General features: G+C 72.3%; 15 protein-coding genes and 1 pseudogene. 8 read left to right on the top strand and 8 right to left on the bottom strand.

The genetic code is table 11. The annotated features are described in order from the left end of the window. Position 1: 1 nt before the first annotated feature. Complete coding sequence (locus M8C17_RS14190; RefSeq protein WP_252417147.1) at positions 2–1,354, bottom strand: glycosyltransferase family 87 protein; 1,353 nt, start codon at positions 1,352–1,354, stop codon at positions 2–4. Between the two features lie 42 nt (positions 1,355–1,396). Further along, positions 1,397–3,925 carry a bifunctional diguanylate cyclase/phosphodiesterase gene (locus M8C17_RS14185; RefSeq protein ID WP_252416916.1) on the bottom strand — a complete coding sequence of 843 codons (2,529 nt, stop codon included), beginning with the start codon at positions 3,923–3,925 and terminating at the stop codon, positions 1,397–1,399. Positions 3,926–4,610: 685 nt separating this feature from the next. On the opposite strand from M8C17_RS14185, the gene M8C17_RS14180 reads away from it, so the two are divergent. The 5 genes from M8C17_RS14180 (at position 4,611) to M8C17_RS14160 (ending at position 10,722) form a co-directional block, all read left to right on the top strand. Then, a complete protein-coding gene (locus tag M8C17_RS14180) occupies positions 4,611–7,715 on the top strand; it encodes a BTAD domain-containing putative transcriptional regulator (RefSeq protein ID WP_252416915.1) in 3,105 nt (1,034 codons plus the stop codon). Between the two features lie 266 nt (positions 7,716–7,981). Further along, positions 7,982–8,473 (top strand): cyclic pyranopterin monophosphate synthase MoaC, encoded by a 492-nt coding sequence (moaC, locus tag M8C17_RS14175; RefSeq protein WP_252416914.1) that lies wholly within the window; start codon positions 7,982–7,984, stop codon positions 8,471–8,473. Beyond that, a complete protein-coding gene (locus tag M8C17_RS14170; RefSeq protein ID WP_252416913.1) occupies positions 8,470–8,940 on the top strand; it encodes a molybdenum cofactor synthesis domain-containing protein in 471 nt (156 codons plus the stop codon). Before moaC ends, M8C17_RS14170 begins: the two co-directional genes overlap by 4 nt. A 100-nt stretch (positions 8,941–9,040) precedes the next feature. Continuing rightward, positions 9,041–10,297: a molybdopterin-binding protein gene (locus M8C17_RS14165; RefSeq protein ID WP_252416912.1), complete on the top strand. Its 1,257-nt coding sequence runs from the start codon at positions 9,041–9,043 to the stop codon at positions 10,295–10,297. After that, the gene (locus tag M8C17_RS14160; protein ID WP_252416911.1) at positions 10,294–10,722 is read left to right on the top strand and encodes a molybdenum cofactor biosynthesis protein MoaE; all 429 of its coding nucleotides are present in this window, start codon (positions 10,294–10,296) and stop codon (positions 10,720–10,722) included. Before M8C17_RS14165 ends, M8C17_RS14160 begins: the two co-directional genes overlap by 4 nt. Positions 10,723–10,726: 4 nt before the next feature. On the opposite strand, the gene M8C17_RS14155 is transcribed toward M8C17_RS14160, so the two are convergent. Both M8C17_RS14155 and M8C17_RS14150 read right to left on the bottom strand, forming a co-directional pair. Then, on the bottom strand, positions 10,727–12,172 hold the full coding sequence (locus tag M8C17_RS14155) for a glycosyltransferase 87 family protein (RefSeq protein WP_252416910.1): 1,446 nt from the start codon (positions 12,170–12,172) through the stop codon (positions 10,727–10,729). 217 nt (positions 12,173–12,389) lie between these two features. Next, positions 12,390–12,935, bottom strand: coding sequence for a DoxX family protein (locus M8C17_RS14150; protein ID WP_252416909.1), 546 nt, complete (start codon positions 12,933–12,935; stop codon positions 12,390–12,392). A gap of 134 nt (positions 12,936–13,069) precedes the next feature. Here M8C17_RS14150 and M8C17_RS14145 point away from each other — a divergent pair, with 134 nt between their 5' ends. Further along, positions 13,070–13,618: a GNAT family N-acetyltransferase gene (locus tag M8C17_RS14145; protein WP_252417146.1), complete on the top strand. Its 549-nt coding sequence runs from the start codon at positions 13,070–13,072 to the stop codon at positions 13,616–13,618. A gap of 33 nt (positions 13,619–13,651) precedes the next feature. Here the strand turns inward: M8C17_RS14145 and M8C17_RS14140 are convergent, their stop codons facing one another. The 3 genes and pseudogenes from M8C17_RS14140 to M8C17_RS32150 form a co-directional block, all read right to left on the bottom strand. Further along, a complete protein-coding gene (locus M8C17_RS14140; protein WP_252416908.1) occupies positions 13,652–14,893 on the bottom strand; it encodes an AAA family ATPase in 1,242 nt (413 codons plus the stop codon). A 133-nt stretch (positions 14,894–15,026) separates the two neighbouring features. After that, on the bottom strand, positions 15,027–15,434 hold the full coding sequence (locus M8C17_RS32155; protein ID WP_308209434.1) for a hypothetical protein: 408 nt from the start codon (positions 15,432–15,434) through the stop codon (positions 15,027–15,029). A 452-nt stretch (positions 15,435–15,886) separates the two neighbouring features. Next, a pseudogene (locus M8C17_RS32150) lies at positions 15,887–16,390 on the bottom strand (hypothetical protein); the annotation flags it as partial. A gap of 360 nt (positions 16,391–16,750) precedes the next feature. Between M8C17_RS32150 and M8C17_RS14125 the strand changes: the two are divergent. Then, positions 16,751–17,755 carry an EamA family transporter gene (locus M8C17_RS14125; RefSeq protein ID WP_252416905.1) on the top strand — a complete coding sequence of 335 codons (1,005 nt, stop codon included), beginning with the start codon at positions 16,751–16,753 and terminating at the stop codon, positions 17,753–17,755. A 10-nt stretch (positions 17,756–17,765) separates the two neighbouring features. Then, positions 17,766–18,419 (top strand): prepilin peptidase, encoded by a 654-nt coding sequence (locus M8C17_RS14120; protein WP_252416904.1) that lies wholly within the window; start codon positions 17,766–17,768, stop codon positions 18,417–18,419. A 316-nt stretch (positions 18,420–18,735) separates the two neighbouring features. Here the strand turns inward: M8C17_RS14120 and M8C17_RS14115 are convergent, their stop codons facing one another. Then, a complete protein-coding gene (locus M8C17_RS14115) occupies positions 18,736–21,921 on the bottom strand; it encodes a UvrD-helicase domain-containing protein (RefSeq protein WP_252416903.1) in 3,186 nt (1,061 codons plus the stop codon). Positions 21,922–21,950: the final 29 nt, after the last annotated feature.

The raw sequence follows: 21,950 nt of genomic DNA, 5'->3' as shown, positions 1-21,950 counted from the left end.
GTTACGCCGAACTGGCCCGACCGGCCAGGTGGCCGGGCATCGGGACGGTCGACGTGTCGGCCTCCCGGTGCAGGGCGGGAGCCCAGGTGAGCAGGGCCAGCGGGTACAACAGGTAGCCGAACCGGGTCGAGGGCATCAGGGCGATCGCGACGAGCAGCCCGTACCCGCAGATCAGTGCGGTGGCGACGGCGGTGCGAGGCGGGCGGCGGGCGAGCCGGACGGCGATGGCCAGGCCGGCCGCGACCAGCAGCGCGGCGGCGATCAGCCGGCCGGCGGGCAGTGCGTTGGCGATCAGGTAGCCGGGGAACGGGGACTGTGCGGGGCTGGTGACCAGGCCGTGGCCGAGTGGGAAGCGCAGCACGTTCTCGGTCAGTGCGTCGCGGTCGACCAGCAGAGCGGGCAGCAGCGCCGCCACGGGCAACCCGATCGCGCCGGCGGCGACCCGGCCGCCGGCCCGTCGGGTCAACCCCCAGACGATCAGGACCAGGGCGACCGGCCAGGCGAACAGCTTCAGCGCGCCGGCCAGCCCGATCGCGAGGCCGGCCCGGCCGGGTCGGCCGGCGGCGGCGAGCGCGAGGGCCAGCAGGCAGAGCGCGAGTACGGGGAGGTCGTCGCCGCCGGTGGCGAGGGTGAGCGCGCAGATCGGCAGGACGGTGGCCGCCTGCACGCCCCGCAGCAGCGCGGCGTCCCGCCGGTCATCCGCACCGGCGGGTGTGGCCGGAGACGTGGGCCGGGCGCTTGCCGGCGCCCCGCGTAGGGCGACCACCGCCAGGGCGAGCGCCAGCGCGGTGCCCACGGCGAACCAGACCCGGGCGTCGGTCCACCAGGCGTCGACGAGTGCCCTGGGCAGGCCGAACATCGCCATGCCGGGCTGGTACGGGGTGTAGCCGAGCAGTTGCTCGCCGGGCGGCAGGGCGGCAATCGCGTCGGGGCCGAGGTACGGCGTGCCGTGCTCCAGCAGGCGGGCGCCGGAATGCTCCACCACCAGCACCTCCTCCTGGGCCCGATCGGTGCGTCCGGCGGACCGATCGATGCTCTGCCAGAGCACGGGCAGCAGAGCGGTGCTCGCCCAGGTGAACCCGGTGACCGCCCACCGACCCGGCAGGCCGACCAGCCGGGAGGCCGGAGTGCGGCGCCGCAGCGACAGTTGGACGACCACGGCCAGCGTCGCGACCAGGTAGCCGACTGCGGCGACCGCGCCCCAGGCCCGGTGCGGCAGCAACGTCGAGGTGACCGCGGTGATCGCGGCGAAGATGGCCGAGACGGCGTACAGGCCGAGGTCGAGGGCGAGCCCGCCGGCGGCGGTGTCGAGCGTCCGCCAGCGACGGCGGCGGGCGGTCTGGTCGTCGGCCATCACGCGCGCCAGTCTGGCAGACCCCGCCGACGGGCCGCCGGGTCAGGCGGGGAGGTGCGGTAGGCGGTCGGGGCGGGCACGCCCGCCCTGGCGGCGGGTCTGGCTCAGCCGGATCACCGCGCCGGCGTCGTGCAGCGGCGGCGCGAGGGTGCCCGGCCGGCCGCCCGAGCCGCGTTGCAGCGCCGCGAGCAGGGCACCGGCGGGCATCGGTCGGGCGAAGAGGTGGCCCTGGCCGGCGGCGCAACCCAACTCCCAGAGGGCACGCCGCTGCGGCTCACTCTCCACTCCCTCGGCCACCACGTCGAGGTCGAGGCTTCGGCCCAGGTCGAGGGTGGAGCGGATGACGGCGGCGGCCTCCGCCGAGCTCTCCATCGTCGTCACGAAGCTGCGGTCGATCTTCAGCTCGTGCACCGGGATGCGGGAGAGCAGGGAGAGCGAGGAGTAGCCGGTGCCGAAGTCGTCGAGCGCCAGCCGGACGCCCTCGTCGCGCAGCCGGCTCAACACCCGGTCGACCACGTCGAGTTGGCTGAGCGTCAGCGTCTCGGTCAACTCGAGCACCAGCCGGTCCGGCGGCAGGTCGTGGGCGCGCAGGCGGGCCAGCACCGAGCCGGGGAACCGCGCGTCGAGCAGGCTGCGCGGGGACACGTTGACCGCGACCGGTACGTCGAAGCCGGCGTCGCGCCAGCCAGCCGCCGCGATCAACGCCTGGTCGAGGATCGCCTCGGCGAAGGCCGGTAGCAGGCCCGAGCGCTCCACCGCCTCCAGGAAACGCAGCGGATCGATCATGCCGTGGGTGGGGTGGTGCCAGCGGGCCAGCGCCTCCGCGCTGGTCACCTCGCCGGTGCCCAGGTCGACGATCGGTTGGAAGTTGACGACGAACTCGTGGTCGGCGACCGCCCGGGGCAGGTCACCGCCGAGGGTGAGGCGGTTCAGGTCGGCCGTGTCCCGGGTGGGGGCGTACGTGGAGATCCGTTGCCCGGCGCGCTTCGCCTGGTACATCGCCACGTCGGCGCGACGCAGCAGCTCGGCCATGCCGCCGCTGGCCGGAGCGACGGAGATACCGCCGCTGGCCTCGACGCTGATCCGCATGCCGTCGAGCTCGAACGGCTCGTGCAGCGCGGCGAGCAGCGTCTCCGCCCGGTGCGCGGCCACCGCCGGGGCCGGCAGCCCGCGCAGGAGTACGGCGAACTCGTCACCGCCGAGGCGGGCCACCAGGTCACCACCCTGCGCGGCGCCTCGCAGCCGTTCGGCGACCTGCACCAGCACCTGGTCGCCGGCGGCGTGCCCGAGCGTGTCGTTGACCTCCTTGAAGTGGTTGAGGTCGATCAGCACCAGCGCGGTCACCCCGTCGGCGTGCCGGGCGCTCAACTGCTCGGTGCCCTCGTCGAGCAGGTGTCGACGATTGGCCAGGCCGGTCAGCGCGTCGTGCGCGGCGGCGTACGCGTGCTCGTCGGCCACCCGGGCCAGCTCGGCGTACGCCTGGGCGTTCCGGACCGCCGTGCAGAGGGCGGAGGCGAAGGTACGCAGGGTGTACTGCTCCCGCTCGGACAGCTGCACCGGGCCGCGGAACCGCAGCCGCAGGACGCCCACGTCGACGGAGCGGTCATGCCCCTCCAGGGGAGCGGGGACGATGGTGCCGTCCACGTCGGTGGGCGTGCCGGTCGCGCCGTCGAAGGTGAGGCCGCCGGTGCCGCCACGTACGGTGCGGCCGCCGTCGCGCAGCTCGATCTCGACCTCGTCGGCCGAGAACAGCTCGGCGGCCTGGGTGACGGCGGTGGTGAGGACGTTGTCGAGGTCCACGACGTTGAGCGCGTCGGTGGTGCGGGCGAGGCGCTGCCACGCCTGCTGCTCGGTCCTGGAACGAATTCTCGTTGAGTAGGCGAGGTGCAGGCTGAGCACGAGTGGCGGAACGGCCACCAGGAGGCGTGGGTCCGCCCGGAGGAGGAGCAGGGTGCAGACGGCGACGAGGAATCGCAGCGCCACACCGACGCCCCGCAGGTCCCAGTTGGCGCGGAACTGCTGGCGGACGCTGCTACCGGAAGCGATAGCGATGACCGGGATCGCGATGATCTCGTCGAGCAGCGTGGCGGCCAGGTATGCGAGGGCTACCGGGCCCACAAGTTCCATGATTTTTGAGGGTGGCCAGGCCCAGTCCAGTGCCACCAGGGTCATTCCGGCACCGGTGGCCACGAGGGCGTTCTTTCCGATGCTGAACGCCATCTTGATCGCCGGTAGACGCAGGGCCGCGAAAGCCACCGCTACCCCGGCCGCCGTACACAGTACGACCCAGGACGCCGGCGCGATTGCCACACCGACGACGATCGCCGCCTCATTCCAAGTGATCGAGTGGGTGGTCGATCGAATTCGCACCCTTGCCTTCACCATGGTGGCAACGGCGATCATGGAGGTGAGTGCTATGACAGTGGCAACCTCGTTGACGGTTGCCGGGGGGTCGGAAATGGTCGCGGCCAGGGACAGCGCGCAGACCGCCGCAGCTACAGCGACGATGACGCCAATGATCTGGGTCAGCCGTCGAGGATCTTCCTGGTCGTGTTGCGCTTGGGAAGGCATGCCGCTCCCGAGGGTGCCCGGTTCGCTCCTGGCACCGTAGCGCACGACTGTGAGCCAGCGGCAGGCCCGCTCGTTGTCACATCCACTCGTTGCCGCGCATGACTACCTCCCGGGCGCTGAGGCATTAGTGGCAAAAGATTGATTCGCCATTAATGCACGACTTGCTGACGGGGGTAGCCTAGTGGAGATATGCGCCGGTACAGGTTGTCATATGTCTCTATGCGCAACATTAGCCAACTAGGCGGTAGTTTGTGACGTTCTGTCCGCAGTCCTGAGCGCACTGTGGATGTTCGGAACTTCCATGCCAGGTGCCGTTGCTCACCGCCATAGGTTGATTCCGATGGGTTACGCCAGCCCTATTCTCTCGAGTCTGACGGCTTCTCGCCCTCCGCATCATCTGGAGTTCGGCCAGAGGTAACAACCGGTTAGGCCCGCTGTAGGTCTCGAATGCCGTTGAGGCGTGACCAATTGCCCCTCAGACCCCGGGTACGCCGCCCTGCAGGTCGCTCTCTGGCGGGAACGCCGCAACCTGCAGCAGGCATGTTCCGCCGCGCTGGCCAGGGTCGCCGCCAAGGATGCCTTGCCGTTGACGATCGCTCCGCAGGTTGCCTCCGTCCCGTTACGTACGGTGCCCGTAAGCTTCGTTGGGTGATCGATTGAATACCCCGCTGAAGCAGGGGGACGGGTGGAGATTCAACTTCTGGGCGGCCTCTCGGCGCAACTGCCCGCGCGCAAGCTGCACCTTGGTACACCCAAACAGCAGGCCGTTTTCGCGATGCTCGCAGTCCAACCCGGTCAACTGGTGACGATGAACGACCTGGTCGACGAGTTGTGGCCTGATGGCCCGCCGCGCTCTGCTGTTGCAAATGTGCGTACCTACGCCGCCAATCTGCGCCGGACCTTCGAGACGTTCGAGTCAGGGCGAGGAGTCATCGTCCGGCAGCAAACGGGTTACCGGCTCGTCCTCAGGCCGGAACTGATCGACATATTCCGTTTCGAGATGGAGCACAACGCGGGTCGGGAGGCCCTGATGGCCGGCCGCCCGGACCACGCCGTCGAACTGCTCGGGCGGGCCGTGGCGCGGTGGCAGGGGCCGATGCTCGCTGGCATCTCCCTCGGACCCGTGCTCGCCGCACGCACGGCGGCCGCCGAAGAGGAGCGGCTGTTGGCCGTGGAACTCCTCGCCGATGTACAGCTGAGGTCGGGACGGGACGACCTGGCGATCCCGCTGCTGCGGGAGGTGATCGCGCGTCACCCTCTGCGCGAGCCGGCGTACGCCCTTCTCATGCGGGCCCTTTACGAGCGCGGTGATCATGCGGGCGCGCTCGCCGCGTACGGTGAGGCCCGGGGGAAGCTGAAGGCGGACCTGGGCGTTGACCCGGGCGCCGACATCCAGGATCTCCACCGCTCAATTGTCGCGGTGACTCCGCCTCGGCGTTCGTTGAACAGCGTCGTGTCCCGGCCGGCCGCACGGGATGAACTTCCCGCCCAGGCCGCAACCGCTCTAGCTGGTCTTCCGGTGTCCGACGGGCCACGTCGACCCGATCCGGTGGATCACCTCCCCCGGGCGGTGACCGACTTCGTCGGTCGGGAGGACGTGATGTCGCGGCTGCTGTCGGAGACGCGGCGGGTCGAGGATCGGGTCCCGGCCGTGCACATCATCGACGGCATGGCGGGCAGCGGCAAAACGACCCTGGCCGTGCACCTGGCGCGCCGGTTGTCGGAGCAGTATCCGGATGCCACGTTGTACGTCGACCTGTGTGGGCATGGTGAGAGGAGCCCGGTGGAGCCCTCCACCGCCCTGCTCACACTTCTTCGTCAGCTCGACGTACCGGCCGAGCGGGTTCCGATCGAGTTCGACGCCAGAGTCGAACTGTGGCGGCGTGAGCTCGCGCGCAGGAGATCCGTGATCGTGCTCGACAACGCCGCGAGCAGCGACCAGTTCGCGCCCCTGCTACCGACCGAGCCGACCACCGTCGTGCTCGTGACGTCACGACGACGACTCTCCCACCCGGATGTAGGGCCTTCGCAGACCCTGCCGGTCATGACAGCGCAGGAAAGTATGGATCTGCTGGCCTTCAGCGTGGGACGGGCCCGGGTCGATGCCGAGCCCGAGGCGGCAGCCAAGGTGACCCGACAGTGCGGCCATCTCCCACTGGCGATCCGGCTGGCTGGAGCCCGGCTGGCCCACCGGCGAGGCTGGCGGTTGGCGGACCTCGCCGAACAGTTGGCCGGTGGTACGCCAGCGCTGCGACATCTGGCCCGGGAGGAGAGCACCGTGGCCGGTGCCTTCGCCGCTTCCTACGAGCCGCTCCCAGGGTCGATAAAGCGAGTCTTCCGCTTTCTGGGTCTGCATCCCGGCACCCGGTTCAGCCCGTCGGCCGTCGCCGCGCTCACCGGCCTGACTGTGGCGGAAGCTGAGGCTGCTCTCGACGAACTCGTCGACCGGAACCTGGTGGAGGACCTGGACTCCAGGCGATACAAGCTGCACGACCTGGTCCGCCAGTACTGTGTCGAGCTCTGCTCCCGCTCCGATTCCCCGGCCGATCGGAGGATGGCCCTGGGTCATCTCTTCGACTTCACGCTGGAGGCGGCTCTGCGAGTCGCCGAGTTACTGGAACCCGGCGTCATCAAATCCCAGATCGCTTCCACCCCTTCCGTGCGACCGGAACTGATTGAGGCCCTCGGCGAACGGACTGTCGACTGGTTGGAGGCGGAGCGGGCGGACCTGGTGACAATGGTGGTCTCGGCGCAGCAGTCCGACTTTCCGCAGCACTCCTGGCGACTGGCCCGCGCCCTCTGGCGGTTCTGTTACATCCGCGGTTACTTCGAGGACATCATCCTGACCCACCGTCACGCGCTCGCCGCAGCGGAGGCCACTGGGGACGTCGACGCGATGGCCCTGATGAACAACTACCTGGCCTCCGCCTACGTACGGACCGGCGACAATCGCGGAGCGCTCGACCACCTGACCCGTGCCGTCTCACTCTCGCGCAACTCGCGGGACCGATTGAACACGGCGCGGTACCGCGCCAACCTCGCCGCGGTCTACTGGTGGAGCGGCAACCTGACCGAGGCGGTGACGGTCGGTCTGGAGAGCCTGCGTGACTACAAGGGTTACGGCCACGTCGAGACGCCGATGGTGCTGCCCAACCTCGGCATAGCCCTGACGTCGTTGGGACGTTACGAGGAGGCTTTGCGGATGCATCGCCTGCACCTGACCTGGGCGCGGGCGAACTCCGACGACTTCCACATCCTCAACGCCCTCAGCCATATCGGTACGGTACGGGCGCGGATGGGTGACCTTCCCCAGGCGATCCGCATCCTCAAGGCCTCGTTGGCGCTGCGTGACCGGACCGGCCACCGGTACGCCGAAGCCGAGGTGCGCAACGACCTCGGGATTGCGTATCGGGGTCTCGGTCGTCTCGGGGAGGCCGAGCAGGAGCACGAGGCGGCCCGGCGGCTGGCGGTCGCTTCAGGGGAACGGCACGTCGAGGCGGCGGCGTTGAACGAGCTCGGCCGCACCCTGCGGGCCAGGGGGCGGGTAGGAGAAGCGTTCGAGATGCACCAGGCGGCGTTGCGGTTGGCCACCCGGATCTCGCACCCGCACGAGCAGGGCCGGGCACTTGCCGGGCTCGCCGAGTACTTCGCAGGCGTCGACGCGGCCGAGGCGCGACGGCACTGGGAGCGAGCGCTGGCGATCTTCCGCCGGATGGGCGTGCCGGAGCGCTTCGAGGCCGAGCGTCGCCTCGCCGAACTGGGTGACACCGCCATTGACGCGGGGCGTTGACCTGCCCGAACGTCGCTTATCGATTTCTTATCGCCGAGCCCGCTAGCCTCTCGGCCGTATCGGCGAACGGGGGAGGTTCTGCCCCTGGGCAGAACCGGGTCGCCGACACACGCCCGCTGCCAGGTCCCCCCAGCGACTTCGGTGGCGGGTTGGTGAGGGAGGAGCGGCGCACCGCCGCCGGGCCGACAGCACTCGGCGTGGCCGGCACTGTGGCGCCGCTCCTTCCGTCCGCCGGGACGTCGTACCGCACCGATAGGCTCACGACCGTGACCGAACCCGCGCAGCTCAGCCACGTCGACCGCGCCGGCGCGGCCCGCATGGTCGACGTCTCCGCCAAGGCGGTGACCGGTCGGCTGGCAGTCGCGGCGGGCCGGCTACGGACCACGCCCGAGGTCATCGACCTGCTGCACCGTGACGGTTTGCCCAAGGGTGACGCGCTGGCGGTCGGCCGGTTGGCCGGCATCATGGGTGCCAAGCGCACGCCGGAGCTGATCCCGCTCTGCCACCCGATCGCCCTGCACGGTGTCACGGTTGACCTGCAGTTGACCGCCGACAGCGTGGAGATCACCGCCACCGCCCGCACGGCGGACCGGACGGGGGTGGAGATGGAGGCGCTCACCGCGGTCGCGGTCGCCGGGCTCGCCCTGGTCGACATGGTCAAGGCGGTCGACCCGGCTGCCTCGGTGGAGGCGGTCCGGGTGTTGCGCAAGGAGGGCGGCAAGACCGGCGAGTGGGTCCGGCCGGAGGACCGGCCGTGATCCGGGCCCGGGTGATCGTCGCTTCCAACCGGGCCGCGGCCGGCGTCTACGCCGACACGAGCGGCCCGCTCCTCGTCGCCGGTCTGCGCGAGCTGGGCTGCCAGGTCGACGAGCCGGTGGTGGTGCCCGACGGTGCCCCGGTCGCCACGGCCCTGGAGGCCGCGCTCGCCGACGGCGTCGACGTGGTGCTGACCAGCGGCGGCACCGGTGTCACCCCGTCGGACCGGACGCCGGACGTGACCCGGGCGCTGCTGGATTACGAGGTCCCGGGCATCGCCGAGGCGATCCGCGCGTACAGCCGCGACCGGGTGCCCACCTCGGTGCTCTCCCGGGGCCTGGCGGGGGTGGCCGGCCGGATGCTGGTCGTCAACCTGCCCGGCTCGACCGGTGGCGCCCGCGACGGGCTGGCCGTGCTCGGGCCGATCCTCGCGCACACCGTCGACCAGCTTCGCGGCGGAGACCACTGACCGGTCCGCGTCGGCACCACGGACCGGTTCGTGGCGGAGACCACGGACCGGTCCGCGTTCAGGCCCGGCAGGTGTCGGTCCGCCCCGATAGGCTCGGCGGGTGAGCACGGAAACCGCACCAACCGCGGACCGGGTCGCCGCGCCCCCACCGGCCGGGTGGGAGGAAGCGCGGTCCCGGGTCTACGCGGTGGGCCTGGCCGCCGCGCTTCCCGCCGTCGCCCGGCCGCTGGTCGACGCCGACGGGCTGACCCTGGCCGAGCCGTTGACCACCCGCACCGACCTGCCAGCCTTCCCGACCTCCAGCGTGGACGGCTGGGCCGTGCGCGGCGCCGGCCCGTGGCGTGTCGTCGGCCGGGTGCTGGCCGGCAACACCCCGGCACCGCTCACCGAGGACGACACGACCGTGGAGATCGCCACCGGCGCGATGGTCCCCGAGGGTGCGACCGCCGTGCTGCGCGTCGAGGAGTCCGCCATCGTCGACGGCCTGGTCAGCGGCACCCCCCGGGAAGCGCCGGAGTGGCGGCAGCCCGGCGAGGAGGCGTACGCCGACGAGGAGCTGCTGCCGGTCGGCACGCCGGTCGACCCGGCGGTGATCGGCCTGGCGGCTTCCTGCGGGCACGACGTGCTGCGGGTGCGGCGGGCGCCACGTGCCGCGCTGCTGATCTTCGGCGACGAACTGCTCACCGCCGGCCCGCCCGCGGCCGGCCGGGTCCGCGATGCGCTGGGTCCGGCGGTGCCCGCGTGGCTGCGCCGCTACGGCTGCCAGGTCCGTCCCTCCGACGTGGTCGGCCCGGTGGCCGACACGTTGCCCGCCCACGTGGCGGCCCTGCGCGCGGCGCTCGCCACCGCCGACCTGGTCTGCACCACCGGTGGCACGATGAACGGCCCCGTCGACCACCTGCACCCGACCCTGGAGGCGCTCGGCGCCGACTACGTGGTCAACACGGTGGCGGTGCGGCCCGGTTTCCCGATGCTGCTGGCCCGGATCGTCGACCCCGACGGGCGGGTCCGGTTCGTCGCCGGGCTCCCGGGCAACCCGCAGTCCGCCATCGTCGCGCTGGTGTCGCTGGTCGCCCCACTGCTCGCCGGCCTCCAGGGCCGCGCGATGCCGGTGCTGCCGCAGGTCACGCTGGCCGAGGCGGTGCCCGGTCGCGGCAACCACACCCATCTGGCGTTGGTCCGTCTGGACAGGGCCGCCGGCACGGCGTACCCGGTGCGCCACGTCGGCTCGGCGATGCTGCGTGGGCTGGCCGGGGCGGACGGGTTCGCGGTCATTCGACCGGGCACCAACGGGGAGCCGGGTGACCGGGTGCCGATCGTGCCACTGCCGTTGCTGCCCGGGGAGCGGGCGTCATGACCGCTCCGGCGACCACCTTCGGCGAGGTCACGGACCGGCCGCTCGACCTGGCCGCGCACGAGGCGGCCGTGGCCGACCGTCGGGCCGGCGCGGTGGTCTCCTTCCAGGGCGTGGTCCGCGACCACGACCACGGCCGTCCGGTGGTGAGCCTGGAGTACGAAGGGCACCCGAGCGCCGAGCAGGTGCTGCGCGAGGTGGCCGCCGAGATCGCGGCCGAGCCCGACGTCTACGCGGTGGCTGTCTCGCACCGTGTCGGCCCACTGGCGATCGGTGAGGTGGCGCTCGTGGCCGCGGTGAGCACCGCGCACCGCGCGGCGGCCTTCGCGGCGTGCGCCCGGCTCGTGGACGAGGTCAAGGCGCGACTGCCGATCTGGAAGCGGCAGGTCTTCGCCGACGGCACCGAGGAATGGGTCAACTGCCCCTGACCGCTCAGCGGCGGCCGTTGCCCACCACTGCCCGGGCGAGCCGATCGCCGTAGAACGCCGGCTCGGCACCCGGACGCCAGGGCAGCGCGGCGACCAGCACGATCAGCGCGAGTGCGAGCGAGTTCTCCATCAGCGCGCCGAACAGACCGTCCTGGTAGTGCGACATCTCCGGCAGTTGGTGCTCGTACGGCCAGATCGGGGAGATCAGGAAGAGCAGGTAGAGCCCGACCGCGGCGACGCCGTGTCGGAGCCCGGTCAGCGTCGGGTACCAGATCGGCGGTCGGAGCGCGTTGAGCCCCGGCAGCCCGCCGAACGTCGGCCCCGGGCCGGTGCGCAACGCCAGGCCCCGACTCGCCTCCCGTCGGCGCACCGCGGCGTCAGCAAGCACGATGATCGCCGGGATGACCCAGACCAGGTGGTGCGTCCAGGAGATCGGGCTGATCACGTTGGCGGTCAGACCCACCAGCGTGAACGCGGTGAGTTCGTCACCGTCGGCGCGCGAGCTTGCCGCCCGGGACAGGCCCAGCGCCAGGATCAGCACCGAGAAGGAGAGCCAGAGCAGACCAGGCGTCTCGATCGAGTCGTACAGCCGGGCCAGCAGACCGGCGAGCGACTGATTCGGCGTCATGTCGGCCGCGCCGACGCGCTCGGTCTGCCAGAGCACACCGCCGAAGTACGCCCGTGACTCGTCGCCGACGATCGCGAACGTCCCCACCGTCACGCCGATCGTGGTGCCGATCGCGGTGGCCGCCACCCGCCACTGGCGGGTGATGAGCAGGTAGGCGATGAACAGCGCCGGGGTGAGCTTGACCGCGGTGGCCAGGCCGATGCCTGCGCCGGCCCAGGCGCCGCCGTAGATGAAGCGCAGCAGGGGGCCGTCGGTCGCGGCGTAGTGGGTGCCCCGGCGGGAGCGCCAGCGCAGCCCGATCAGGTCCGCCATGATCAGCGCGAACAGCAGGATGTTGACCTGCCCGTAGCCGAGCGTTTCCCGGCCCGGCTCGATGGCGACCGCGAGGGGCACCGCCACGGCCACGGTGAACCACAGCGGCCAGGCCAGCCGGTCCACGATGGGGCGGAGCAGCCCGGCCAGCACCAGCGCCAACGCGGCGATGCTGGCGAGGGCGTTGACCATCCCGGCCGCTTCGATCGGCAACTGCGCCATCGGCAGCATGACCAGGCCGGCGAACGGCGGGTAGGTGAAGCCGAGGGTGGTGCCCGGTGCGATGAACTCGTACAGCTCATGGCCGCTCGCCCACCACACGACCGCGCCGTGGTAGATCTTCATGTCGAAGAAGTTGTACGGCCGTCCGAACGCACCGATGGCGAGCCATGCGGCGTACGCGACGGCGGCCACGATGGCACCCCGTACGACATTCCTGCGATCGATCCCACGCGTCACGCGTTGGATCGGGGCGAGGCGGTCCGCCCGTCTACCGACGGTCGTCGGCATGGCGTGGCCACCCCCATACCAAGGTCGTCGTCCTACCCGTCCAGGTCCTGCACGGAGCCTAGAACGGCGCCTCACGTCAGTGCCTCCCGCGTTATGCGACCGTGTCCGATCCCACACATGTTTTTGACATTTCCACCGCGTTAACGCCTACCGGGTGGTTCAGGTAATTCGCGGCCTTAGCGGGGGGTGGGGGCGGCGCAGGGGGCATCGACGCAGGTCAGCCCGGGAGTCGACGAGCGGTGGCGGCGGACCGGACGGCGATCCGAGCGTCCCGACGGGCGGTACGGACGGCGCGCTGCACGGAACGTCGAGAGCGGCCGATGCGGTGACCCGTCCGCCACCGCAGACCCGGCTTGCCTCCGGTGTCCGCCGCGGCGAGCAGCAGGCCGCCGAAGAGGCCGAGGTTCTTCAGGACGTGGACCTGGTTGTTGTTGCGCGCGACCGGGTCGTCGTTGTTCCAGAAGGGATGCCCGGCGATGGTCACCGGCACCAGCGTACCGGCGAGGACCAGCGCGGCGGGTCGGCTGAACCGCCCGGTGGCCAGCATCAGGCCGGCGCTGACCTGCACAGCGGCGTTGAGCCGGATCAGGGTCTTGGTGTCGGTGGGGAAGCTCGGGTGTGCCTTCTGCAGAAGGGGGGCGACCTTGTCCGTCACCGGCTGGGCCGTCGCCGCCAGACGGTCCGGGTCGCGGAAGTTGCGGTACCCGCTGACCACGAAGATGCCGCTCAGCATGGCGCGGGCTAGAGAGCGTACGGGCGTCATGGATCAGTCATACCCCCTCGCGGGGTTTGCTACCCCGGCAACCGGCGGATCCGGATCGGTGGCCGTGCACATGCGCCACGCCGATTCGAGCGACCATCGCTGATGGACCGGCCGTGACGGGTAACGTCGCGCGGGTGACCACGCTGCGGCTACGACCCGAGGACCCGGCCGACGCCGGCCCGGTACGTCGGGTGCTGGCCGCGGCGTTCGCCCGGCCGGACGTGGCCACGCCGCCGGAGGTGGGCCTGGTCGACGCGCTGCGGGGCACCGATGCCTGGCTGCCCGAGCTGGCCATGGTCGCCGAGTACGGCGGCGAGGTGGTCGGGTACGCCCTGCTCACCCGGGTACGGGTGCGACCGGAGCGGGGGGCCGACGTGCCGGCCCTCGCGTTCGGGCCGGTGGCGGTCGCCCCGCACCGACAGCGGGTCGGGCACGGCACCGCGGTGGTACAGGCCGCTCTGGACGCCGGGACCGAGCTGGGCGAGCGACTGGTCGTTGTCCTCGGTGATCCCGCCTTCTACCGCCGGTTCGGCTTCGCGCCGGCCAGTGACCTGGGGCTGACCAGCCCGTGGGCGGGTCTCGGTGAGCCCTGGCAGGCGCTGGTGCTGCCGCCGTCCACCAGCGAGGAGGGGCCGCCGCCGCGCGGCGAGGTCATCTTTCCGGCGCCCTGGTCCCACGTCTGACCGCGGCGATCCGACGCGACCCCCGGTGCCCGTTCAGGCCGGCTGGGTGCGCAGGTACCGGCCGAAGTGCGGGACGGTGAAAGCCACCGTGCCCCGCTCACCGGAGTAGATCAGCCCCTTCTTGATCAGGGCGTCCCGGGCCGGGGAGAGGCTGGCCGGCTTACGACCGAGGGCCCGGGCGATCTCGGCGGTGGGCACCGCGGCGTCCATGTCGTCCCGGACCACGCCCCCGGACTCGCCCTCCACCAGGGACAGCGTCGCCATCGCCCGCATGTACTCCCGCTCGGCGGGTGTGGCCCGCTCGAACCGGGAGCCGAAGAATCCGACCGCCAGCTCGGCCTCCGCCTCCGGTGCGGCGACCCGGACGTCGGCGGCGGTGATCGGCGAGCGCGGAGCATGGTCCCAGGTGGCCTTGCCGTACGCCTGGACGAAGTAGGGATACCCGCCGGACTTCTCGTAGAGCAGGTCGAGCGCCTTCTGCTCGTACTCCACCTCTTCGCGCTCGGCCGGCGCGCAGAGCGCCTGGTCGGCGGCGATCCGGTCGAGTCGGTCGATGCGCTGGTAGCGGAAGAGCCGCTCGGAGTACGACTTCGCGGCGCTGAGCACGGCCGGCAGGTGCGGCAGGCCCGCGCCGACGACGATGAGCGGCGCGCCGAGCTGGGACAGCTCGTGGCAGGCGGCGCAGAGCGCCGACACGTCCTCCGGGCCGAGGTCCTGCATCTCGTCGATGAAGATGGCGATGCCGGTGCCCACGTCACTGGCCACGGCGGCGGCGTCGCTGAGCAGCTCGACCAGGTCGATCTCGATGTCACCGGAGTCGGCCCGACCACTGGCCGCGGGTACGTCGATCCCCGGCTGCCACCGGTCGCGCAGCTTCGATGCGGTGCCGGCACGGCCCGTCGGAGCGGACCGTTGGGCGAACGCCTTCAGGACGCCCAGGAAAGCATCGATCCGGTCGGGTGCCCGGTGTCGGGGGGCGAGCTCCCGGACCGCCATGTGCAGCGCGGCGGCAACCGGGCGGCGCAGCGACTGGTCCGGCCGCGCCTCGATCTTGCCGCTGCCCCAGAGCCGGCTGATCGCCTGCGACCGGAGGGTGTTGAGGAGGACGGTCTTGCCGACGCCGCGCAGCCCGGTGAGCATGAGGCTGCGTTCGGGGCGACCGCGGGCGATGCGCTCCAGCACGATGTCGAAGACGTCCAGCTCCCGCCCCCGCCCGGCGAGTTCGGGCGGGCGCTGGCCGGCGCCCGGTGCGTACGGGTTGCGGACCGGATCCACGCATCGCACAGTATCGGGCCATCTAGCGGCGAGGCTAGATATGGATAGATGGGGCTACGGCGTGTCGGTGTCGTCGACAACAAACTAGGGCTGTCTAGCGTCCACGCTAGACAGCCCTAGTTTTGGCTACCGGTCATCGCTTCCGCAGGCAGAGCACGTAGTCGAACAGGTCGATCGAGTTGTCGTGCACATAGTTCGCGGTGGCCTGCGGCGCGAGCGTCTCGCACCGGTCCCCGTCGGTGGTCGCCGGAATCCGCAGCAGCACCTGGTAGGTGTTCGGGGCGCAGGGCACCTTGCGCAACTCCGCGTCGTCCTCGGTGCCGTCGTTGACCACGCAGTCGCCCTTGGCGAACTCGACGTCGCTCGGGCTGGGCGCGGCCGTCGTCGGCGCGTCGCTGGGCAGCGCGGGTGGTAGGGCCCGCGCACTCGCCGACGGCGTGGGCGCCGCCGTGCTGTCGCTGTCGGCGGCCCTCCAGACCGCCCAGCCGGCCAGGCCGAGGCAGGGACAGAGCAGGAGCAGCACCACCAGCGCGATGATCAGGGCGACCTTCCGGCCGGTCTTCTTCTCCGGCGCGACGGGCGGCATCCCGTACCCACCGGGTGCCGGCGGGCCCCACGGCCCGGGCGGCTGACCCGGCACCGGACCCGCAGGCGGGAACGGCCCGGGTGGTGGCGGGTATCCGGCGCCGGAGGTGGGCGGCGGGTAACCCGCGCCCGAGCCGGGCGGCGGCCCCCAACCCGGACCGGTAGGCGGCGGGTAACCCGGCCCGGAGGCCGGCGGCGGACCCCACATGGGTGCGGTCGGCGGCTCCGCGCCCCCAGGCGGCGGGCCCCACTGCGACGGCTGCCCGCCGGGCGGACCCCACTCGGGCAGGGGCGGGTCGACCGGTGGCGGGCCGTCGGGGCCGGTCGGCGGGCGCTGGTACGGGTCGTCCGGCTGCTCGGAACCCTGTGGTCCGTAGGTCGTCATGTCATCCCCAGGGGTGGGTGGTCTCAGCGCTGCTTGAGGCAGAGGACGAAGTCGAGGGTGTCCAGCTCGCTGTCGAAGAAGTACCAGTTGGTGTAGCCCTCGACCTTGGCGCACTTGGCCTCGGCGTCCCGCTCACCGCTGGTCGCGCCGTCGATGCGGCGCAGCACCTCGTACGACTTCGGGGCGCAGCCGCTGATCAGCAGCTTCGGCTTGCCGCCGGCCGTACCGTCGTTGCGGACGCACTGGCCGACCTTGACGAACCGCGGGTCGGCCGACGACTCCGGCGCTGCGGCGCTCGGCACCGGCTCGACCGGTGCGGTGGCGTCGGCGCTGGCATCCCCGTTGACGGCCGGTCCCGTTGGTGCGGCCGACGGTGCTGGATCGTCCGACCTGCTGAAGAACCAGAACGCGCCACCGCCGGCGGCCACCAGCAGCAGCACGACGGCCACCACCGCGATCAGCGGACCTCGACCGCGCCCGCCAGCCGGCGGCGAAGGATCTCCGCCGTACGGGCCGTCGGGCCGGAACGACTCCCCGCGGTACGCCGCCTCCGTCGGCCGGTACGGCCCACCACCGTAGGAGCTGCCCGGACCCTCGCCGTAGGGCCTGTCGCCGTATGGCCCCGGGCGCCCCTGGGCGCCTGGCGGGTAGGACGGAACGGCCGGCGGGTACGTCTCGGGCGCCGGCGGGTAGGGCTGTTGTGCGGGCGGGTAGGGCTGCTGTGCGGGCCGCCCGGGTGTCTCGTCGGGTCGTTGCCCACGCCACGGTCCGGGGACGCCGCCGCCCGGTGGTCCGTAGTTCGTCATGCGGCCCTCCTGCACGAGTGGTGAGAGGCCGGCCACCAAAGCGCGACGCCGACTCCGAGGTCACCGTAGCGTGGTCCACCGATGAGCTCATCTTCACCGAGCGCCGCCGGCCTGGCCGGCCGTGGCACCGGCGCCGCACCCACACTGATCTGGACCGCGTTGATCGTGGTCTACCTCCTCTGGGGCTCCACCTATCTCGGCATCCGGATCGCCGTGGAGTCGCTGCCCCCGTTGACGTCGGCCGCCATGCGGTTCGCGGCCGCGGGCCTCGTGCTGGCCGTGGTGCTGCGACTGCGCCGAGGGCCGGGCTCGCTGCGGGTGGACCGCCGGCAGCTGGGCTCCGCCGCGCTGGTCGGGGTGCTCCTGCTCGCCGGTGGCAACGGGCTGGTGGTGCTCGCCGAGTCCGGGCCGCCCGGAGTGGCCGTGCCGTCCGGGATCGCCGCACTGCTGGTGGCGACCGTACCGCTGCTGGTGGTGCTGCTGCGTTCCGCCACCGGGGACCGTCCTCCGGTCCTGACGTTCGCCGGTGTCACCCTGGGCTTCGTCGGTCTGGTCCTGCTGGTGCTGCCCGCCGGAAGCGCGGACGCGGTGCCCCTGATCGGGGCGTTGACCGTGGTCGCGGCGGCCACCTCCTGGTCGGTCGGGTCGTTCCTGTCCGGACGGATCCGGATGCCCGCCGACCCGTTCGTCGCCACGGTGTACGAGATGATCGCGGGTGCGCTGGTGCTGGCCGTGGTGGCCGCCGGCCGGGGCGAGCTGCGCGACTTCCACCCGGCGGAGGTCAGCACCCGGTCCTGGCTCGCGCTGGGCTACCTCATGGTGGCCGGCTCGCTCGTGGCCTTCACGGCGTACGTCTGGCTGCTGCACAACGCACCGCTCTCGCTGGTCTCGACGTACGCCTACGTCAACCCGGCGGTCGCGGTGGCGCTCGGCGCACTGCTGGTGGCCGAGCCCGTCACGCCGCAGGTGCTGCTCGGCGGTGCGGTCATCGTCGCCGGGGTGGCCCTGGTCGTGACCACCGAACGTCCCCGCCGCCCGGCCCCGGCATCGCCGTCGGGGGCGGCGAGGGTGGGCGACCGGCGGTAACGTCCGGCCCATGTCGGCTGCGGCGCTGGTGCCGGTGGCGCTGGTCGGCGCGCTGGTCGGCCTCGCCGTACCCCCGCTGGCACGGCGCTTCGCCACCCCGCCCGCCCGCCCGGCGGCGGATGCGGGTTCTCGGCCCGCCCTGTGGGCATGGCTGAGCCCGGTGGTCGCGGCCGTGGTGTTCGTCGGCCTCGCCGTCGCACGGGGTGACGACCCGGCGCTGCCGGCCTTCCTCGCGGTGGCAGCCGTGGGACTGGTGCTGGCCGGGGTCGACCTGGCCTGCCTGCGGCTGCCGGACCCGCTCGTCCGCACCGCCGCGCTGCTGGCACTCGGCGGCCTGACCACTGCGGCGCTGCTCGCCGGCACCCCTGGCCGGCTGCTCGGCGCGCTGGCCGGGGCGGTGATCGCCGGCGCGACGCACGTGCTGCTGGCCCTGCTGCCCGGGTCCCGGTTGGGCTTCGGCGACGTGAAGCTCGCCGCCGTCCTCGGCCTGCCGCTCGGCTGGCTCGGCCGGGACGCCCTGCTGGCCGGCCTGCTCCTGCCACACCTGCTGCACGGCGGCCTGGTGCTCGGCCTGCTCGCCGCCCGACGGGTACGCCGGGACACCCTGCTGCCACTCGGTCCGGCCCTGCTCGCGGGCGCCTGGCTCGCCGTCCTCCTCGTCTGACCAACGCGCCACCCGCCCGGCGCGGGCTTCCCGCCCGTCACCGTTCTCTGGCCGGCTGACTCACTGGCTGGTCTCACTGTGGGTGACGCCGCCGACGGCGCTCACTTGAACGAGCGTGATACCTCAGAGTCATATTATGCCTCTGAGGTATCAGCCTCATTGGTCCGTTCCCTCCACCCGAGGGCTTGGCACGGGCCGCTGGTTGACGGGCATCGTCGGTAAACCGGACCGCCAGATGTCGTCGCCCGCTGGCGCGAGGCCACCCTTGGACGGGTAGCGCCGCGAGCCGCGAGCCGGCAGCCGCGGAGCCAGGGCGTCAGATGAGGCGGAGCTGGCGATCCTTGGGACGACGGGGCTCGGCCTCGCCGAACCGCTCGAACAGGCCGGGGTCGATGGCACCGAGGAACGGCGACGGAGCGCAGTCGCGTTCCACGCCGTGGCGGGTCCGGCGTGCGGCGTGGCTGACGTACAGGCGGTCCTGGGCTCGGGTCAGGCCGACGAAGAAGAGCCTGCGCTCCTCGGCGACCGCGTCCTCGTCGGGCGTCGAGCCCGGCCAGCGCAGCGGTAGCAACCCGTCCTCGACGCCGACCAGGAAGACCACGGGGAACTCCAGGCCCTTCGCGGCGTGCAGGGTGAGCAGGGTGACCGCCTCCGCGCGCGGGTCGAGCGCGTCCACCTCCGCGCCGGTGGCCAGTTGCGACAGGAACGTCTCCAGGTCGTCGCCGCAGCGTCTGGCGAGGGGGGTCAGCAGGTCCACGGCGGAGCGGACGTCCTCGGGGCGGCCCGCGCTGGCGCCGTCCAGGGTGGGCACGGCGAAGCGCTCCGCCACCACCTGGCCGGCCAGCCGCACCCGGGCGGCGAGTGAGCCGGCCAACCCGTCGACGTGCCGCAGCTCGCGGGCGATGGCCGCCACCCCGGGCCGGTCCCGCAGCCGGTCGTGTGAGCGCTTCTGCACCGGGATGTTGGCCCGGGTGAGGGCGTCCACGATCGGCGCGGCCTGCGCGTCGGTGCGGTACAGCACGGCGATGTCGGAGAACGACAGTGCGGTGGACCGGCCATCGATCCGGCCCGAGTCGAGTGACCGGTGGGACAGGCCGCCGACCAGTTCGTCGACGGTACGTACCACGAAGTCGGCCTCCTCGGCGACGGACGCCGCCGGGTAGCGGCCGACGAGCGGCGCCTCCGGGTCGAGCCGGGCCGGGTCCAGCCGTCGACCCCGGACCAGTGAGGACGGCGCGATGGCCTGCACCGCGGCGGCCAGGATCGGTGCCGACGAGCGGTAGTTGCGGTTGAGCCGGACCAGCCGGGCGTCCGTGAAGTCCTGGGAGAAGCGCAGGAAGTAGCCGACGTCGGCGCCTCGGAACGAGTAGATCGCCTGGTCCGGGTCGCCGATCGCGCAGAGGTTGCCGTCGGCGGGACTGAGCAGGCGCAGCAGCTCGTACTGCACCGCGTCGACGTCCTGGTACTCGTCGACGAAGATCCACCGCCAGCGGTCCCGATACCGATCGACCAGCTCCCGGTCGGCCCGCAGCAGCTCCACCGGCAGGCTCACCAACTCGTCCAGGTCGACCAGGTCCTGCTTGCGCAGCAGGGCGGTGTAGCTGGCCGGGTCGTCACCGGCCTCCGACCGCGCTGCCACACGCTCGGTGTCGTCGGCGATCCGGAAGGTCGCCGGCAGGCCGGCCGCGTCGGCGTTCTCGCGGAGGATGGTCAGCCCCAGCGCGTGGAAGGTGCCCACGGTGACGTCCTCGGCGACCGGGCCGAGCAGGCTGTCGAGGCGGTGCCGCAGCTCCTCGGCGGCCCGGCGGGTGAAGGTGATGGCCAGGCAGTGCTCGGGAAAGACGTTCAGCTCCGCGCACAGGTACGCGATCCGGTGGGTCAGTGTCCTGGTCTTGCCGGTGCCCGGGCCGGCCACGATGAGCAGCGGACCACCGGGCGCGGAAGCGGCCACCCGCTGCATCGCGTCCAGCCGGTCCAGCAGGCCGGTGCCGACCTCCTCCATGCCCGCGAGCATCGGCTCGAACGGCTCGTGCGGTGACGGCGGTGGCGCGATCGGCGGGGCGGGCGGTGGCGTTGGCTTGCGTTTCGGCTCCGCCTTCGTCGCCGCCGGGCGCTTCACCTTCGCCGCCGGCTCCGCGGGTCGGCGCTGCGCCGGCACCGGTACGTCGAACAGCGTCTCCTGCGTCGTGTCGGCAGCGGCACCCAGCTCCGACGGGTCGAAGAGGGTGATCACGCCGTACTCGCCGTCGTAGCCGGGCACCCGGCGCACGTCGCCGCGCCGCAGCCGCCCGATGCCCTCCGCGAGCAGTTCACCGCCGGCCTGGGCGATGTCGGTCAACGGTGTCGTGGTCAGGATCTCCAGCTCGGGGCCGAGCGCGGCGAGCAACTCGTTGAGCCGCCCCTCGACCTTCTTCGAGCGGGCACCCACCTTGTTGAGCTCGCCGAGGATCTCGGCGAGCTGCACCAGGTGGGTGACCTCCCGGGCGTGCGCCGGCCGGTGCCCCTCCGCGCGGTCGGCCAACTCCTCGACCCGGCTCAGGACGCCCACGGTGAGTGGTTTGCCGCACTCGGGGCAGCGGCCGCCGGCAGCCCGGGTGCGCTCCGGCGACCAGTTGATCCCGCACAGCCGGTGCCCGTCCGCGTGGTACTTGCCCTCCTCGGGGAAGAACTCGATGGTGCCGGCCAGGCCGTCGCCGGTCCGCAGCGCCTCCCGGACGGCGAAGTAGTCCCGCTGGGCGGTCAGCACGGTCGCCTCGCGGCCCAGCGCCGGCGGGGAGTGCGCGTCCGAGTTGGAGACCAACTGGTAGCGGTCCAGGCTGCCGACCCGCCAGTTCATCGCCGGATCGGAGGAGAGGCCGGTCTCCACGGCGAAGATGTGCTCGGCCAGATCCGCGTAGCAGTCGGCGATCGCGTCGAAGCCGGACTTCGAGCCCAGCGCCGAGAACCACGGCGTCCAGATGTGTGCGGGGACGAGGTAGCCGTCCGGGCTCGCCTCGAGGGTGATCTCCAGCAGGTCCCGGGAGTCCAGGCCGAGGATCGGTCGACCGTCGGAGCCGAGGTTGCCGATCCGGCCGAGCGCGGCGTTGAACCGGGCCACGGCGTCCAGGTCGGGCAGGTAGATCAGGTGGTGCACCTTGCGGGTCCGGTCGTCCCGCTTGTAGATGGTGGAGATCTCGACGCTCAGCATGAACCGGACGGGGTCCGTCTCCGCCGTGCTGGCGAGTCGAGGTGGCAGTCGACGGGCGACGTCCCGCTCCGCGTCCGGGTCGAGGCGGTAGAGCCCCGGTTCGGCCGGGCGCAGCGTCTCCCGCAGGTGGTCGTACCAGGCGGGGTGGGTGAAGTCTCCGGTGCCGAGCAGGGCGATGCCCTTACGCCGGGCCCACCACGCGAGGTTCGGCAGTGTGAGGTCCCGGCTGCACGCGCGCGAGTACTTCGAGTGGATGTGCAGGTCCGCGACGAATGGCGGGAGGCCACCGGGGGGTACGGCGCTGAACGGGGGCACGCCGCATCCTGTCACGCCCGGCGCGGCGG

The sequence above is a fragment of the Micromonospora sp. RHAY321 genome (assembly GCF_023896955.1).
Taxonomy (GTDB): domain Bacteria; phylum Actinomycetota; class Actinomycetes; order Mycobacteriales; family Micromonosporaceae; genus Micromonospora.
This window is presented reverse-complemented; position numbering and strand designations above follow the sequence as displayed.

Bases quoted from the DNA above. Each gene is read 5' to 3' on its own strand.
- M8C17_RS14190 (WP_252417147.1), bottom strand. From the start codon at position 1,354: ATGGCCGACGACCAGACCGCCCGCCGCCGTCGCTGGCGGACGCTCGAC.
- M8C17_RS14150 (WP_252416909.1), bottom strand. From the start codon at position 12,935: ATGACGCCCGTACGCTCTCTAGCCCGCGCCATGCTGAGCGGCATCTTC.
- M8C17_RS14160 (WP_252416911.1), top strand. From the start codon at position 10,294: ATGACCGCTCCGGCGACCACCTTCGGCGAGGTCACGGACCGGCCGCTC.
- M8C17_RS14125 (WP_252416905.1), top strand. From the start codon at position 16,751: ATGAGCTCATCTTCACCGAGCGCCGCCGGCCTGGCCGGCCGTGGCACC.
- M8C17_RS14155 (WP_252416910.1), bottom strand. From the start codon at position 12,172: ATGCCGACGACCGTCGGTAGACGGGCGGACCGCCTCGCCCCGATCCAA.
- M8C17_RS14185 (WP_252416916.1), bottom strand. From the start codon at position 3,925: ATGCCTTCCCAAGCGCAACACGACCAGGAAGATCCTCGACGGCTGACC.
- M8C17_RS14120 (WP_252416904.1), top strand. From the start codon at position 17,766: ATGTCGGCTGCGGCGCTGGTGCCGGTGGCGCTGGTCGGCGCGCTGGTC.